The organism is Nocardia sp. NBC_01009, assembly GCF_045208035.1.
In the GTDB taxonomy this organism is placed as follows: domain Bacteria; phylum Actinomycetota; class Actinomycetes; order Mycobacteriales; family Mycobacteriaceae; genus Nocardia.
In genome coordinates this window covers 3,123,983-3,138,665 of sequence record NZ_CP108695.1, presented here as the reverse complement: position 1 = coordinate 3,138,665, position 14,683 = coordinate 3,123,983, and the positions used below count along the sequence as shown (strand labels likewise).

General features: G+C 66.7%; 12 protein-coding genes and 1 tRNA gene. 7 read left to right on the top strand and 6 right to left on the bottom strand.

Translation table 11 applies throughout. From position 1 onward, the window contains the following. The first annotated feature begins 398 nt into the window (after positions 1-398). The 5 genes from OHA42_RS13890 to OHA42_RS13870 all read left to right on the top strand — a co-directional run bounded on the left by OHA42_RS13890 (position 399) and on the right by OHA42_RS13870 (position 7,426). The gene (locus OHA42_RS13890) at positions 399-3,662 is read left to right on the top strand and encodes an AfsR/SARP family transcriptional regulator (RefSeq protein ID WP_406237336.1); all 3,264 of its coding nucleotides are present in this window, start codon (positions 399-401) and stop codon (positions 3,660-3,662) included. A gap of 73 nt (positions 3,663-3,735) precedes the next feature. Beyond that, entirely contained in the window at positions 3,736-4,173 is a 438-nt protein-coding gene (locus OHA42_RS13885) for a DUF4267 domain-containing protein (protein ID WP_406237334.1), read from the top strand. A 7-nt stretch (positions 4,174-4,180) separates the two neighbouring features. Continuing rightward, positions 4,181-4,633: a DUF2871 domain-containing protein gene (locus OHA42_RS13880; protein ID WP_379062718.1), complete on the top strand. Its 453-nt coding sequence runs from the start codon at positions 4,181-4,183 to the stop codon at positions 4,631-4,633. Then, on the top strand, positions 4,630-6,093 hold the full coding sequence (locus OHA42_RS13875; RefSeq protein ID WP_406237332.1) for an amidase: 1,464 nt from the start codon (positions 4,630-4,632) through the stop codon (positions 6,091-6,093). Before OHA42_RS13880 ends, OHA42_RS13875 begins: the two co-directional genes overlap by 4 nt. Before the next feature lie 25 nt (positions 6,094-6,118). Further along, positions 6,119-7,426 (top strand): FAD-binding oxidoreductase, encoded by a 1,308-nt coding sequence (locus OHA42_RS13870; RefSeq protein ID WP_406237330.1) that lies wholly within the window; start codon positions 6,119-6,121, stop codon positions 7,424-7,426. A 317-nt stretch (positions 7,427-7,743) separates the two neighbouring features. Here the strand turns inward: OHA42_RS13870 and OHA42_RS13865 are convergent, their stop codons facing one another. The 3 genes from OHA42_RS13865 to OHA42_RS13855 form a co-directional block, all read right to left on the bottom strand. Further along, positions 7,744-8,448, bottom strand: coding sequence for a DUF5995 family protein (locus tag OHA42_RS13865; protein ID WP_406237328.1), 705 nt, complete (start codon positions 8,446-8,448; stop codon positions 7,744-7,746). Between the two features lie 368 nt (positions 8,449-8,816). After that, positions 8,817-9,634 (bottom strand): IS5 family transposase gene (locus OHA42_RS13860; RefSeq protein WP_406237326.1). Its coding sequence is split into 2 segments (ribosomal slippage): positions 8,817-9,278 and positions 9,281-9,634, totalling 816 coding nucleotides; the frame shifts between segments, so codons are not numbered across the junction. Positions 9,635-9,863: 229 nt separating this feature from the next. Further along, entirely contained in the window at positions 9,864-10,340 is a 477-nt protein-coding gene (locus OHA42_RS13855) for a VOC family protein (protein ID WP_406237324.1), read from the bottom strand. 157 nt (positions 10,341-10,497) lie between these two features. Between OHA42_RS13855 and OHA42_RS13850 the strand changes: the two genes are divergently transcribed. Then, positions 10,498-10,881 carry a tyrosine-type recombinase/integrase gene (locus OHA42_RS13850; protein WP_406237322.1) on the top strand — a complete coding sequence of 128 codons (384 nt, stop codon included), beginning with the start codon at positions 10,498-10,500 and terminating at the stop codon, positions 10,879-10,881. Positions 10,882-10,949: 68 nt separating this feature from the next. On the opposite strand, the gene OHA42_RS13845 is transcribed toward OHA42_RS13850, so the two are convergent. Then, positions 10,950-11,022, bottom strand: a tRNA-Asn gene (locus tag OHA42_RS13845). Between the two features lie 211 nt (positions 11,023-11,233). Between OHA42_RS13845 and OHA42_RS13840 the strand changes: the two genes are divergently transcribed. After that, entirely contained in the window at positions 11,234-11,479 is a 246-nt protein-coding gene (locus OHA42_RS13840; protein WP_366528207.1) for a hypothetical protein, read from the top strand. Positions 11,480-11,541: 62 nt separating this feature from the next. Here OHA42_RS13840 and dnaG read toward each other — a convergent pair whose 3' ends face one another. Together dnaG and OHA42_RS13830 are read right to left on the bottom strand one after the other, a co-directional pair. Continuing rightward, entirely contained in the window at positions 11,542-13,464 is a 1,923-nt protein-coding gene (gene dnaG / locus OHA42_RS13835; protein ID WP_406237321.1) for a DNA primase, read from the bottom strand. Between the two features lie 65 nt (positions 13,465-13,529). Then, the gene (locus OHA42_RS13830; protein WP_406237319.1) at positions 13,530-14,672 is read right to left on the bottom strand and encodes a Fic family protein; all 1,143 of its coding nucleotides are present in this window, start codon (positions 14,670-14,672) and stop codon (positions 13,530-13,532) included. Positions 14,673-14,683 lie beyond the last annotated feature (11 nt).

The following is a 14,683-nucleotide window of genomic DNA, read 5'->3' as shown; positions in this document are numbered from 1 at the left end:
GAGGGCGAGCTCGTCAGCCGCTGCCTCGTCTCCGGCTTGGAACTGGACTCCGTCGGCAGTTGCCGTCACCTCGACGAGACCGACTCGAAGCATCAGGTCCAACCCTGCTTCGACGGTCTCGCGCTTAACACCGAGTGGCACCCTGGAAGTCCAGATAGGAAATCGTGTCGGCATCGTCGAGGATCTCGATTTTGGCGCCGCGAAGATCGGTATCGGGAGCGTCAAGTAGGTCTGGGCATGCTGACTATCGGTTGCCCCAGTCATGAGACCCTCTCCCCACCGAGATCGCCGTGACGGCGCCTCCCGCGGCGGCCCCACTGCCGGCACCGATCCCCAGGTTGGCCCGGGTTGACGAGAGGCTCGCCGCCACGCAGGATCGATCGTGAGATGAGCGATTCATGCTGGTAGGACTATTGGGTCCGGTGATGGTGGAGGCCGCGGACGGGACGAGGGCGTCGGTCGGGGGGCCGCGGGTACGGGCATTGCTGGGGTTGCTCGCGCTCGAAGCCGGGCGAGTGGTTCCGGTGGCGCGACTGGTGGACGGGGTGTGGGGAGAGGACCCGCCGGCGGGGACAGGGAATGCGTTGCAGACCTTGGCGAGTCGGTTGCGCGCGGCGGCGCCGGGGGTGGTGCGGAGGGATGGGGGCGGGTATGTGCTCGAACTTGCGTCCGAGGACGTCGACGCGCATCTGTTCACGCGTGAGGTCGAGGCGGGGCGGACATTGCTCGCGGCCGGGGAGACAGAACGAGCCATCGCGCGCTTCGATACCGCGCTCGCGCTGTGGCGCGGGGAGCCGTTGATCGATGTGGGGGAATCGGACGTATTGCACGCTGCGGCACTGCGATTGACCGAACAGCGGCTCGAAGCGATCGAACTGCGAGCGGACGCCTTGCGAGCCTTGGGCCGAGGCGGCGAAGTATTGCGTGAGCTCCGCACGGAAGTCGCGGCACATCCGTTCCGTGAGACGCTGGCCGCGCGACTGGTGCTGGCACTGGCGGCAGCGGGGCGCACATCCGAGGCGATACAGCAGTTTCAACGCACCGAGGCCCTATTACGGGAGGAGCTGGGCACGACACCCGCCGAGGTGCTGCGCTCGGCCCTGGCCGAACTTCACACCAACGCATCCCATGATCCCACCGTCGACGGACCTGTCTCCGAGACGACGTCCGGATCGGGTCGCACGGGAGTTGTGGCAGCATCCCCGACCACCGGGGCATCGATGGTATCCGCGCCGCTGCTGCCCGGGCGTCGCACCAGTTTCGTCGGACGCGGACACGATGTGGACGGAGTGCGGCAGGCGTTGCGCGAGTCCCGACTGGTGACACTGTCGGGTAGCGGGGGCGTGGGGAAGACTCGGCTGGCCGCCGAGACAGTCAGGGCGCACGCCGTGGACTGGGTGGATGACTACGCCTTCGTCGAACTGGCCGCACTCGAGCGAGAACGAGCCGGCCGATCTGCCGTGACCGCGGTCGGAGTGGCGATAGTGAACGCGCTCGCCGGGTTCGAGCGACCCGACGAACTGTGCACTGAGTGGGCCGAAGTACTGGAGCGGACGCTGTCCGGCCGCCGAATGCTGTTGGTACTCGACAACTGCGAGCATGTCGTGGAGGCGACCGCGCGCCTGATCGACGATCTATTGCAACGGCTACCCCTGCTGCGGGTCCTCACCACGAGCCGGGAGCCGATCGGCGTGGACGGCGAGCGACTGTATCCGGTCCGGACCTTGGACCTGCCCGAAGCCGACGTGGATTTCCCGGCGGCAGCCGCATCGCCCGCGGTCCGGCTGTTCCTCGACCGCGCCACCGCGGCCCTCCCGGATTTCGCGCTGTCCGAAAGCAATTCCGCGGATATCCGTGCCATCGTGCGCAGCCTCGACGGCATGCCGCTGGCCATCGAGCTGGCCGCCGCTCGCGTGCGGAGTCTGCCGCTGCCGGACCTCAGCGCGCGGCTCACCGATCGCTTCCGGCTGCTCACCAACAGCACTCGTCACGCGGTCCCGCGTCATCGCACCTTGCACGCGGCTGTCGCCTGGAGCTGGGAACTGCTCACCGATGCGGAAGCCGCAGCAGCCCGGCATTTTTCGATTTTCGCGGGCGGCGCGACATTGGACGCCATCACCAGGGTGTGTGGTCCGGACGCCATCGACACGGTCACCTCACTGGTGACAAAGTCGCTGGTGGATTTCGACGGACAGCGCTATCGAATGGCGGAGACCATCCGAGCCTATGCGACCGCGGAATTGACCGCAGTCGGCGAGGCGGACGAGGTCGCCCGCATCCATGCCGACTGCTTCCTGGACTTCACCGACGCCGCCGCCCCCGGATTACGCACTGCCGCACACCCCGATTGGCTCGCGCGTCTGATCGCCGAGCACGCCAATTGCGAAACCGCGCTGCGGTGGGCGCTGGACGCGGGCGACGGCGAGCGCGCGGTTCGCCTGTACGGGAATCTCGTCTGGTACTGGCTGCTGCGCGGGTTGCACGGCGACATCTCCGAACGCCGCCGCGAGGTCCTCGCCCTGCTCGGCGACACACCGCCGCCGGGGTGCACCGGGGCCTACCTGGCCTGCCGGTACGGCGAGGAGCTGCTCGCGTACTTCACCAACATCTGGTGGGGCCAAATCCGGGAGAACACAGGGCAATTCGAGCGACTGACCCGTGCGGCCCTCACCGAGGATCGGCCCCCGCACCCGATGTTCGTGCTCATACTGGCGCTGCGTGACCTGCTCGGCGACGACGACAGCCTGTTGACCGCCTGCACCACCTCCGACGATCCATGGCTACGCGGAAATGCGCTGATAGCACAAGGTTTCGATGAACTGGGAGGCGACCATCCGGCCCGCGCCCTGCCCACGTTGGAGGCGGCGCTGACCTGCCTGAGCGCGCACGGTGACGCCCGGTCACACAGCCGCGCCCTGATCTCCCTGGCCAGCTACCGGACCCGGATGCTCGGCCTGGACAGCGCCCGCCCGCTGATCGCGCACGCGCTGGAACTGCTCAGCGCCGACCTAGGCGCCGGTGAGCGCATCGGCGTGCTGCTCTTCGCGGCGGAGATGTACCTGGTCGGCGGCGATACCGACAGCGCGGCAACCTATCTCGACCGGGCCGAGCCCCTGATCACCCCGCACATCATCCCCGCACCCGGGCGCTTCCTGGCGGCGACGCAGGCGCACCTGGCGCACCTGCGCGGCGACAACGACCGCGCGATGGAACTGTTCCGGCGGATGTCCGAGCAGCCGCTCCCTGCCGGCCCGCCGCCCGCGGGACGCCACGATACCGTCCGCTTCGTGAACCCGGTCTTCGTGAGCACCGTGCACGCGGCGACCCTGGTCGCGGCGGGGCAGCCGGACGACGCGCTGCGAGAGCTGGCCATGCCTCGCGATCTGGCCGCCCAGACCTCGGCGGCGCTGCTGGCCGAGGTCGGTATCGGTTACGCCCTGGTCGCGCTGGCGAAGGATGCCCCGGGGCGCGCGGCCCGCATTCTCGGCGCCACCGACCGGATCAACCGCAGGGCCGGGGTGATTCGCATCGGCCCGTTGCGGCGGCGAGCGCTCGACCAGGCGGAAGCGGCGCTCGGGCCCGCGCGTCTGGGCGCGGAATTCCTCGCGGGCGCCCGGCTTCCGGACGAGGCGGTGCTCGAACTGCTGCGTACCGTTCGCTGACAACGACTGTCAGCGAACGGTACGGGCAGCACTGGATGCTCTGGACGCGTATCCCACCGATCCAGGAGTGCTCATGTCCGTTCCCTCGAATGCGGAATCAGTTGTTTCCGTGCGTAATTTCCGCCGACTCGGCGAACGTGTCGGCATGGCCGGCGCCGTACTGGGTGCCGGGTTCATCATTGCCGTCGGCGGCGGTTATCTGCTCGTCCCACAGCAAATGGCCCAGGGGTTCGGCTTCACTGATTGGCCGCACAGCGAAGCCGACGGTTTCCTGAACGTCAAAGGCGTCCGCGATGTGGTCTCCGGCCTGATCTTGCTCGCCTTGCTCGCGGCCGGGCAGCGGCGCGCCGTCGGCATCGCCACGCTCACCGTCGCCCTCATCCCGACCGGCGACATGCTCACCATCCTGCTGCGCCACGGTTCCACCGCCACCGCCCTGGGCGTGCACGGCTTCACCGCCGCCCTTGTGGCCGCCAGCGGCGCGCTGCTGCTACGCCGTGAAAACCGTTGAGCGCCCGATGAAGACGCTGGTCAATACCGCTCACATCTACATGATCATCGGCCTGATCTCCGGGTTCTACTACCGCGAGATCACCAAGATCGAACATTTCACCGGGAAGTCGCAGCTCAGTGTCGTGCACACCCACCTGCTGGCGCTGGGCATGCTGTTCTTCCTCATCGTGCTGGCCTTGGAGAAGCAGTTCACGCTCAGCGCCCGGAAAAGCCTGTACGGCTGGTTCTTCCGGCTGTACAACATCGGCCTGGTCATCACCGTCGCGGCCATGACGCTGCACGGCACCCTCACCGTGCTGGGCAAGAGCAGTGGTGCGGCAATCGCGCTCGTCTCGGGTGTGGGCCACATCCTCCTGACCGCCGGGCTGGTCCTGTTCTTCATCACCCTCGGCAAATCCATCGACGACAGCCGAACACCGCGCACCACAGCGGTATTCGCCGAACAGGAGGCATCGTGACCACCGGCCGGGACAGCGCGCTGTGGACGCGGGATGCGGTCTCGCTCGCTGCGCTGATCGCCGAGGGCGCCGTCACCGCGGCCCAGGTCGTCGAGGCGCATCTCGAGCGCATCGAGCAGGTTGATTCCGAAATCGGCGCGCTTACAGCGGTATTCGCCGACGCCGCGCGTACGGAGGCGGCCGCGGCCGACCGCAGGAGGCCGACCGGGCCGCTGCACGGGGTTCCGGTCACCGTCAAGAACAACCTCGATGTCGCGGGCAGCCCGACCACCTGGGGCGTGGCGGCCTTCGGACAGGCCATCGCGACAGCGGACGCACCCGCGGTGTCCGCACTACGGCGAGCCGGGGCGATCGTCATCGGGCGAACGAACATGCCGGACTTCGCCACTCGCTGGCACACCGACAACGACGAGGCGGGCCCGACGGTGAATCCGTGGTACCCGACCCGCAGCCCGGGCGGTTCCAGCGGCGGTGACGCCGCCGCGGTAGCGACGGGCATGACACCCCTCGGCCTGGGCACCGACTTCGGCGGTTCACTGCGGGTACCCGCCGCGTTCTGCGGAGTCGCCTCGCTGCGTACCACGCCCGGCCGGGTGGCGGTGGCCTCGAGCCTGCCCGGGGCCGCGCCCGCACCGACAAACCAATTGTTCGCGGCGCCAGGGCCGTTGGCGCGCAGCGTGCGCGATCTGACGACCGCCTTGGAGGTCCTGCGCGACAGCGCTGACGTGCGCGATCCCGGATGGATTCCGGTGCGTGACGCGACGGACACCGCTCTGCCCGCGGTCGCCGTCACGCTCGGTGACGATATCGATCCGCAGGTGCGGGCCGCGGTGCTCGGCTGCGCCGACGCCCTCGAACGCGCGGGATATCCGGTAGCCGAACTGGATCCGCCGCACTTGGGCGAGGTGGCGGCGGACTACGGCCGATTGGTCTCCACCGAGGTGGTGGTCCAGCGCCGCGAAGCCATGCGGCATGTCGGCAGCGCCGGACTGAACACCTTCGTAGACGCCGCGATCAACCTGTTCCCGCCGTTGGATCTGGCGGGCTACATGACCGCGCTGAGTGAGCGACTCACCCGCCGCGCGGCCTGGTCCCGTTTCCTCGCGGAGCACCCGATCGTGCTCGGCCCGGTCTCGACCGAACTGCCCTGGCCGGTCGGCTACGACCTGGGCGGCACCGCACAGGTCGCGACCATGTATGCGGCGCACCGCCTCACGATCGCCGCCAACTACCTGGCCCTGCCCGCGGTCACGGTCCCCGCGGGCGTCTCGGTCGAGGGTCTTCCCATCGGGGTCCAGTTGATCACCGCCCCATTCGCCGAGGTCCGCGCGCTGACCGCCGCCGCCCATATCGAAGCGGCCTTTCCGATGCCCACGCCCATCTCCCCGGCAACCGACCCGACCACCCGGCGCCCTGCCCCGAGCCAGGCTCCGTCCAGTGGCTCGGGCACGACGCGGTGAATATTTCGTAGCGAAGGAAATCCAGATGTCACACAACACATTGCGATCCGCCGTGCGCGGCCGAGTACTGCTGCCGGGCGACGAAGAGTTCGATACCGCACGGACGCCGTGGAATCTGAATATCGACCAGCCGGTCGCGGCGGTCGTGCACGTCGAAGACGCGGACGATATGGCCGCGGTGGTCGGCTACGCACGCGCCGCAGGTCTGTCGGTGACAGCTCAGCCCAACGGCCACGGCGCTTCCGGTGATACCGCCGGCACCATCCTGGTGCGCACCCGCCGACTCGATCGGGTCGAGGTGGATCCAGCGCGGCGACGTGCCCGCGTCGGTGCGGGAACCAATTGGGGCCAACTGCAGGCGGCGGCCGCCCCACACGGCTTGACCGGGCTGGCCGGAAGCTCCCCGGTAATCAGCGTTGTCGGCTATACCCTCGGCGGCGGATTGTCGTGGTTCGGCCGCAAATACGGTTGGGCGGCCGACAGCGTCCGAGCTTTCGACATCGTCGATGCCGACGGTCATCAGACCCGGGTCACCGCTGAATCCGACCCGGAGGTGTTCTGGGCATTGCGCGGCGGCGGTGGGGATTTCGCACTGGTGACGGCGGTGGAGTTCGATCTGTTCGCGGCTCCGGCCCTCTTCGGCGGCCTGATCGCCTGGCCGGCCGAGCAGACCGAGGCGGTCCGTGATGCCTTCCAGGACATCACCGATCACGCACCGGCCGAACTCACGGTCTGGCTCAATCGGCTGCAGCTGCCGCAGGCTCCGCCGGTAATCGCGATTGCCGCCACTTACCTGGGCGAATCGGCGCGCGGGCGGGAACTGCTGCGACGGCTGGACACGATCGACGGCATCCTCGCGGACACGCGCCGGGAATTGTCCCCGGCCGAGTTGGGCACCATCGTCAACGAGCCCACCGCACCGGGCCCCGGACTGGTGCGAACCGAGCTGCTGACCACACTGGACGAGGCCGCCGTCGAGATTCTGCTGCACGCACCGATCGATCCACTGATGGGCATCCAACTCCGGCAGCTGGGAGGCGCGCTCGCCGAGCCCACCCGAGGCGCGGTCCCGCCGTTCGCGGAGCCCTACGCACTGTCTCTGCAGGCCATCGGCTCGGACCCCGACACCCTCGCCGCGGTAAACTCCACTCAGAAGCGCATCATCGCCGATCTGGGCGCGCGAGTCAGCGGCCGCAAACCGTACACCGTCCTGTCCGCCGGCGACAGTGTCACAGAGGTTTTCGACACCAGCACCTTGGACCGGCTGCGAAAGCTCAAGCAGGCCCGCGACCCACACGGCGTATTCCGCGCCAACTTCCCGATTCTCCACTGAACCTTCGGTTTCGAGCCCGAGGTCAAGCACCTCCGCACCGCTGTGCCCCGCCGATCGTGATCGGCGGGGCAGCACCAGGTCGACACCGAAATACGGGACCGCCCACAACGGCGAATCCCGCAGCCTCGTTGGGGTCCACGAAGGTGCGGACGGCGACCATGACGTAGCGAGAGCACCGCGTCGACTCCGTCACCCCGGCAAGGAACGAATCGGCACACCAACGACGCCCGAACTATCCAGAGCCGCACGGTTCGGCGCTCACCACGGTGGACGACTCGGCCGAACCGCTCGACGGCGTCGGCCAAGTCGTCCGATCGTCACTTCGGCGGTGGAATGACCGGGGTGAGGAGCATTCGGCCTGCGGTGGAGACGGTTTCCTCGAGGGATCGTTTCGTCAATTTGAGGAGCAGGGTGTTGTCGCGCTGTATCCAGAGCATCTGGGTGGTGGCCCAGGCAGCGTCTCGGGCGCGGGTGATGCTGAAGCTGCTGAGGATGTGCTTCAGCGCTTCAGCGTCCCTGGTACTCAGTTTGAGCAGCGCGGGCTCGTATTCCGCCCGGATCTCCGCCTCGACCTTGGCCAGCAGTTCGTTGACCCTGAGGTAGTCGGCGTGCACCGGTTTGGTGTCGGGGGTGGTGGCCCGTTCCTTGCACGTTTCGACCACCGCGACCGCCAGATCGTGGTTGATATGGGCGTTCATGCCCGCCAGTGCGAATTGCAGCGGCCACACGGTGCGGTTGGCGCGGGAGTCGAAGACCGGTTTCCAGACCGGATTGGGCGGCTTACCGCGTTTGGCGGCGTCGACGGCGTCGAAATACAGCTGCGCGAAGATCACGTCGAGGCGTTCGACGAATCCGGGGTCCTTGAAGAAACCTTCGGTGATCTGTCGACCCACCAACTCGGTGACACGCAGGTACATGTTGTTGAAGCTCGCGACACCGTCTCGCGGGTCGAGTTCGTCCTTGATGGCGCGCATCCGCCGGATGACCTCTTCGACGGGTGCCGGAATCTGGGTGATTGCCATGATGTTCTCCTCCGCAGGGATCGTTCTATCCGTCACACGACATCGCGCGGATGCCGCACTGAAACGTGCATCACGAAATCCATTGGAACAGTGCCACTTTCACTGCAGCACAAACCTGAAGCCAAATGCGACGCTCCCCAGTGCAGCCGCCCCTCGTGGCAGCGACCCCTAGCGCTCGAGGTCGAAACCTCAGTACGGCGGCAGAGAGCGAAGCTCGGTATCTGCACTGAACACCGGTTCGCTTTCCCTGAGCAACATCATGATTGTCGCACCGACAGACGGTCCCGGGGCCGAATCGCCCGAAGCCTGCACCGCCTCCCCCGAGTACACGCCACAAACCGCTGACAGCTGCCCGCTAAGACCGTGTCTCACGTGGTCGCTTTGGCGAGTTTCTTGTAGCAGGTGAGTGTGGCCCCGAGGGTAAGGAAGGCGCAGAAGTGGTTGGCGTAGCGCTCGTATCGGATGCTCAAGCGGTGGTAGCCGAACAGCCAGGCGATGGACCGCTCGATCACCCAGCGATGCTTTCCGAGTTTCTGGCTGGATTCGATGCCTTTGCGGGCGATGCGCACCGCAATTCCCCTGTCGCGCACCCACTCTCGCAGCTCCGTGTGGTCGTAGGCTTTGTCGGCATGCAGCTTGTCCGGTTTGCGGCGACGCGGTCCGCGTCGGGATTTGATGGCGGGGATGGCCCTGACCAGCGGTTTGAGAGCTGCGGCGTCGTTGGTGTTCGCGGCGGTCACGGCGACCGACAGCGGCAGGCCGGCCCGGTCGGACAGCACGTGGATCTTCGATCCCGACTTGCCTCGGTCGACCGGGTTCGGGCCGGTCATGGGTCCCCTTTTTTCGCCCGCACGGACGCTCCGTCACAGACCGCGCGTGACCAGTCGGCCAGGCCCCGGCTGCCGAGTTCGTCGAGGACCGCGCAATGCAACTTGCGCCACAGGCCCGCTTCGGTCCAATCGCTGAACCTGCGATGCGCGGTGGGGACCGTCACCCCGAACGACGGCGGCAGATACCGCCAGGCACATCCACTGGTCAGGACGTACACGATCGCGGTGAGCACCGCACGGTCGTCCACCGGTGCCGTGCCGCCGCCCTGGGGGCTAGCGTCGAACTTCGGGATCAGCGGTTCGGCCAACTCCCACAACTCATCCGGCACCAACCGCCGCGAAAGCTCCTCCACCACAACAGATTAACCAACACCGATCAGCTAATTACAACCACGTAAGACGCGCTCTAAGGGATCGGATACATGGTGATGACGCCGCCGAATCGATCGGTTACCACCTTGTAGCGTCTGGTCGCGGCGCCACCGAGTTCTTTGCCCGCAGTTGGTGGCGTCGGGAACGCTGACGGTCACCCCGATGCTGGAGAGGACGCCCGTTCCCTCCCGTCTTGGGCCCTGCACCGACCGGTCACTTGATCTGCTCCGCCAACGCGACGATGATGCCCGCGGGGCCGCGCAGGTAGCAAAGCCGGTAGCTGTTCTCGTACCGCACCAGCTCTCCGACGAGTTCGGCTCCGTGTCGCCGCAAGCGGTCGACGATGTCGTCGATGTCTTCGACAGCGAACATGATGCGATGTGCGCCCACCATATTCGCGGGAGCGCGCGGGGCACCGTCTCGGCTCGACGGCGTGTGGTACTTGGTCAGCTCGAGCCGCCCGTGGCCGTCGGGGGTGCGCATCATCGCGATGTCTGATCGGACTCCCTCGAGTCCGACGAGGCGATCCACCGTGCCGCCCTCGACTGTCGCCTCGCCTTCCAGCTCCAGTCCGAGTTCGACGAAGAACGCCTTGGCAACGGCGAGGTCGTCGACGACGATGGCGACGTTGTCCATCCGCTGGATCGTCCCGCGCCCGAGGTGGGGGCCCTGCTGGTTGGTGTCGTCCATGATGATCTCCCTTCGGTTTGCGACCCTAGCTGGTCGCTCACCCTAGGACGGAGCTATCACGCCGTTCTCGACATCGACCGCGTAATTCGGCTCCTACGTCCGGGCTGCATCTCCTCGACCTCTTTGATGCAAACCGTCGTCAGGACGGCCGCACCAGATGGCTTGCCGTGCATGGACCAAGACCGACTCCGGCTACCGGACAGTCGTCCTCCCTCAGTTCGTCATCGACACCCTCCGACGGGTCGAAGCCGAAGCAGTCACCAACGAACTGGACCTGGTCTTCCCCAACCGCGACGGCGGCATCTGGGATCCCCATAACTTCAACCGCCTGTGGCGCCAAGCCCGCGGCGAGAAGTTCGCCTGGGTCACCCCCAAGACCTTCCGCAAGACAGTCGCATCCCTCATCGCCGACCAGTACGGCCCCCAGGCCGCGGCCCGGCAACTCGGCCACGCCAACGACTCCATCACCAAACGCCACTACATCGACCAACCCACCGAAGCACCCGACTTCACGGCGGCCTTGGGCCACCTCGCAGGCTGAAAGCGTGTCGTTCTACCCCAAAAACGACTAAAACCAGGGTCGAACGGTAACGTTCGCCCTGGTCAAAGCTCCCCCATCTGGACTCGAACCAGAAACCTGCCGATTAACAGTCGGCTGCTCTGCCAATTGAGCTATAGGGGACTATCCTTGGCTCGTCCGTGTCGGGCGCGCCGAGGAGAAACTTTAGCGTATTGCCGCGCGGCTTCCCAAATCGTGTCACTACCTGGGGACATGCGTCCAGTTCAGTATGTCCGGGCGGGTCGTGGGGTGCGGGCTATCCGGATCGACAGGCGGATGGGGCGTCGGGCAGGATAGGTGGGCGCGGACAGGCTATTGGGAGGAGCTCCAGGAGATGCTGCGGTTGATCATCGGCGTCGCGGCCGGCTATGTGCTCGGCACCAAGGCCGGGCGGGTTCGCTACGAGCAGATCAGTGCGGCGACCCGCGCTGTGACCGAAAGCCCGGTGACTCGCAAGCTCGTGCTGGTCGGCAGGCAGAAGCTGTCGGACAAGTTGAGCACCCGGCCGCAACTGGAGCCGATGGAGCCGCTCGATGAGCGGACCACCATTCTGGTTCCGCAGGATCAGTTGCGGCGCTGAGCAAGCCGGGCAAGGTGTAAACGGGAGGGCCGACCGAGGCAAGGGCGCGGTCGGCTACCCGTTCAGCTCGGTACGAAGTCGTCGTGGTTGCCCATGGCCTGCTCCAGCAGGCTCTTGCGGTACTGCTCCAGCGCGACCAGGTCGCCGAACAGCGCCATGTACGCCTCGGGTTCCTCGGTCGAGGACACCCGCTGCAGTTTCGATTTCAGCTCGGCGGTCTGACGACCGACCCACGCCTCCTGGGTGCGCGCCAGCACACCCGCGATGAAGCGGGGAATGCCATTGGCGGTCTTCACCGGCAGCGGTTCACCCGACAACTCGGACACCAGGGCACGCATGGTCAGGTCGTCGGTGCCGTCACAGACCGCGTTCACCCATTCCGCACCGCCCAGCCCGGCCGCCGTGCCGCCTGCCTTGGCGATCAGCGCACGCACCGCCGCGTAGGCGGGGTGGGTGAAGGCTTCGGGTTCGAGCGAGTCGAAGACGGCACCGGCCATCGCGGGATACTGCAGGGCCGCGCCGAGCGTCTGACGCTGCGGCAGCAAGGTGGGATCGTTCGGTTTCGGACGCGCAGCGGGGTGCTCGGCGACGGTGGCGCTCGCTTGCGCGGCAGTGCGGCTCGGTATTCCGGTGCGGCCCCCGCCATTTCGGTTCCGCTTGGCTTCCTCGCCTACCCGGCGCACGACGGTCTGGATATCGTCCCAGCCGACCCAGCCCGCCAGCTTCGTCGCATATGCCTTGCGCAGTGCGTTGTCTTTGATCTGCGCGACCACCGGCACCGCACGCCGCAACGCCTCCACCTGGCCCTCGGCGGTGTCGAGGTTGTGCTCGGCGAGCAGGCCGCGCACCACGAACTCGTACAGCGGGGTTCGCCGGGCCACCAGATCGCGGACGGCGCCGTCGCCGGAATGCTGCCGCAGCTCGCACGGATCCTGGCCGTCGGGTGCGATGGCGATATAGGTCTGTCCGGCCAGTTTCTGGTCCCCTGCAAAGGCTTTCAGCGCCGCTGCCTGGCCCGCCGCATCGCCGTCGAAGGTGTAGATGATCTCGCCGCGCCAGAAGTTGTCGTCCATCAGCAGGCGGCGCAGCAGCGCGAGGTGCTCGTCGCCGAAGGCGGTGCCGCAGGAGGCGACGGCGGTCTTCACACCGGCAAGGTGCATGGCCATCACGTCGGTGTAGCCCTCGACCACGACGGCCTGGTGGCCCTTGGCGATCTCACGCTTGGCCAGGTCGAGACCGAAGAGCACCTGAGACTTCTTGTACAGCAACGTTTCCGGTGTGTTGATGTATTTGCCGGGCATGGTGTCGTCGTCGAAGAGTTTGCGCGCGCCGAAACCGATGACGTCGCCGCCGAGATTGCGGATCGGCCACAGCAACCGCCGATGGAAGCGGTCGATCGGGCCACGCTGCCCCTGGCGCGACAGCCCGGCGGCCTCGAGCTCCTTGAAGTCGAAGCCCTTGCGGAGCAGATGCTTGGTGAGCCCATCCCAGCCTGCGGGCGCGTAGCCGCAGCCGAACTGCTGGGCGGCATTGGCGTCGAAGTTGCGTTCGGTGAGGTATTTGCGCGCCGTCTCGGCCTCGGGCTCACGCAGCTTGGCCATGTAGAACTCGTGCGCGGCCGCGTTGGCGGCGACCAACCGGGAGCGGGTGCCGCGATCACGCTGCACCGAGGTGCCGCCACCCTCGTAGTTGATCTGGTAGCCGATCCGGTCGGCCATCTGCTCGACCGCTTCGACGAACCCGATGTGCTCGATCTTCTGCAGGAATGCGAAGACGTCGCCGCCCTCACCACAGCCGAAGCAGTGGAAAAGCCCATGATTGGGCCGCACATGGAACGACGGTGACTTCTCGTCGTGGAACGGGCACAACCCCTTCGCGGAGTCCGCGCCCGCGCGCTTCAGCGCGACGTACTCCCCCACGACATCCTCGATCCGAACGCGTTCACGTATCGCCGCGATATCGCGATCTGGAAGTCGTCCGGCCACGGAGAGAGTCTAGGCCAGTCCGCCCTCGACGCGCCCAGCGGCTGGTCATGCCACTTTCGTTCCGGTTACGCACCGTTGGCGTATGGCTCGGTCAGCGCCATCGGGGTGCGGGCGATCTCCAGGGCCGCTTCGGGGAACCGTGATCCGGCGACGTAATACCGGGCACGAGTTCGCCCGACCGATTCGAGCACGCCGGCAGTGGCCAGGTCGCGCAAGTCCCGTTGCGCCTGTTGCATGCTGAGGCCCTCGGACTGTTCGTATCGGGTGCGGCGGACACGTCCGGCCATGGCAACGTCATGTAGCGCGGTGACCATGCGATCGTCCAGTTTGCGTTGCCGCGCGAATTCGGCCAGCGCCTCCCAGGCACGACTTGACCGATCGAGGCGAGCGTGCACGGATTGTGCCTGCTGGTGGTAGGCGGTCAGGTTGAACCGGATCCAACTGGCGACATCCTGATCCGGCCGGTAGGCACTGCCTCTGAGGGCGAGTTCCCGGTAATACTCCCACGTATTGCCTGGACGCCCCAGCCACGCTTCGATCGATGAAAACTCCGGAGCCAGCACGCCCTCACGGGCGATGATCAGCGTTTGCAGGGACCGGGACATACGCCCGTTCCCGTCCGCCCAGGGGTGGATGGATACCAAGTGCAGATGCGCCATCGCCGCCCGAATCAGCGAATGCGACTGGTCGTCGGCGTTGAGCCAGTCGACCAATTCCCCCATGAGTTCGGGCACGATTTCGGCGTTCGGCGCGGTGTATGCGGCGATACTCGGGTCCCGGGCATCGGTCACATAAACCGGTCCGTGACGCCACTGGCCTGCAGGTTTGCGCGGACTGTTGCGATGCCCCTGCAGCATCCAATGCAGCGCATTCAATTGGCCCTTGCTGTACTCGAAGTCATCGACGTCGTGCAGGGTCTGGATGTAGGTCATCATCCGCTGGTAAGCCAAGGTCTCGTCGCGGTTCTCATCCGAGACATCGACGTCACTCTCGCCTGCCATCAGATCCTCCACGTCGACCGTCGAGACCTTGAATCCCTCGATCGAGTTGGAAGCAGCGACCGCGTCGGCCTGGAGGAACTTGCGCAACCCGCCGGACCACTTCGCCGGGGTAGCGAGCAGCTGATGTCGGAGTTCACTACGCATCCGATCGACTTCCGCCAAGACACTTTTATCGCTCGGCGTCAGGGCAGGCGTAGGAAACAGCATGACGCTATCAT

Excerpts from the sequence above, each read along its gene's own strand:
- OHA42_RS13890 (WP_406237336.1), top strand. The coding sequence starts at position 399 with ATGCTGGTAGGACTATTGGGTCCGGTGATGGTGGAGGCCGCGGACGGG.
- OHA42_RS13865 (WP_406237328.1), bottom strand. The coding sequence starts at position 8,448 with ATGGCAATCACCCAGATTCCGGCACCCGTCGAAGAGGTCATCCGGCGG.
- OHA42_RS13855 (WP_406237324.1), bottom strand. The coding sequence starts at position 10,340 with ATGGACGACACCAACCAGCAGGGCCCCCACCTCGGGCGCGGGACGATC.
- OHA42_RS13850 (WP_406237322.1), top strand. The coding sequence starts at position 10,498 with ATGGCTTGCCGTGCATGGACCAAGACCGACTCCGGCTACCGGACAGTC.
- OHA42_RS13885 (WP_406237334.1), top strand. The coding sequence starts at position 3,736 with ATGTCCGTTCCCTCGAATGCGGAATCAGTTGTTTCCGTGCGTAATTTC.
- OHA42_RS13830 (WP_406237319.1), bottom strand. The coding sequence starts at position 14,672 with ATGCTGTTTCCTACGCCTGCCCTGACGCCGAGCGATAAAAGTGTCTTG.
- OHA42_RS13870 (WP_406237330.1), top strand. The coding sequence starts at position 6,119 with ATGTCACACAACACATTGCGATCCGCCGTGCGCGGCCGAGTACTGCTG.
- OHA42_RS13840 (WP_366528207.1), top strand. The coding sequence starts at position 11,234 with ATGCTGCGGTTGATCATCGGCGTCGCGGCCGGCTATGTGCTCGGCACC.
- OHA42_RS13880 (WP_379062718.1), top strand. The coding sequence starts at position 4,181 with ATGAAGACGCTGGTCAATACCGCTCACATCTACATGATCATCGGCCTG.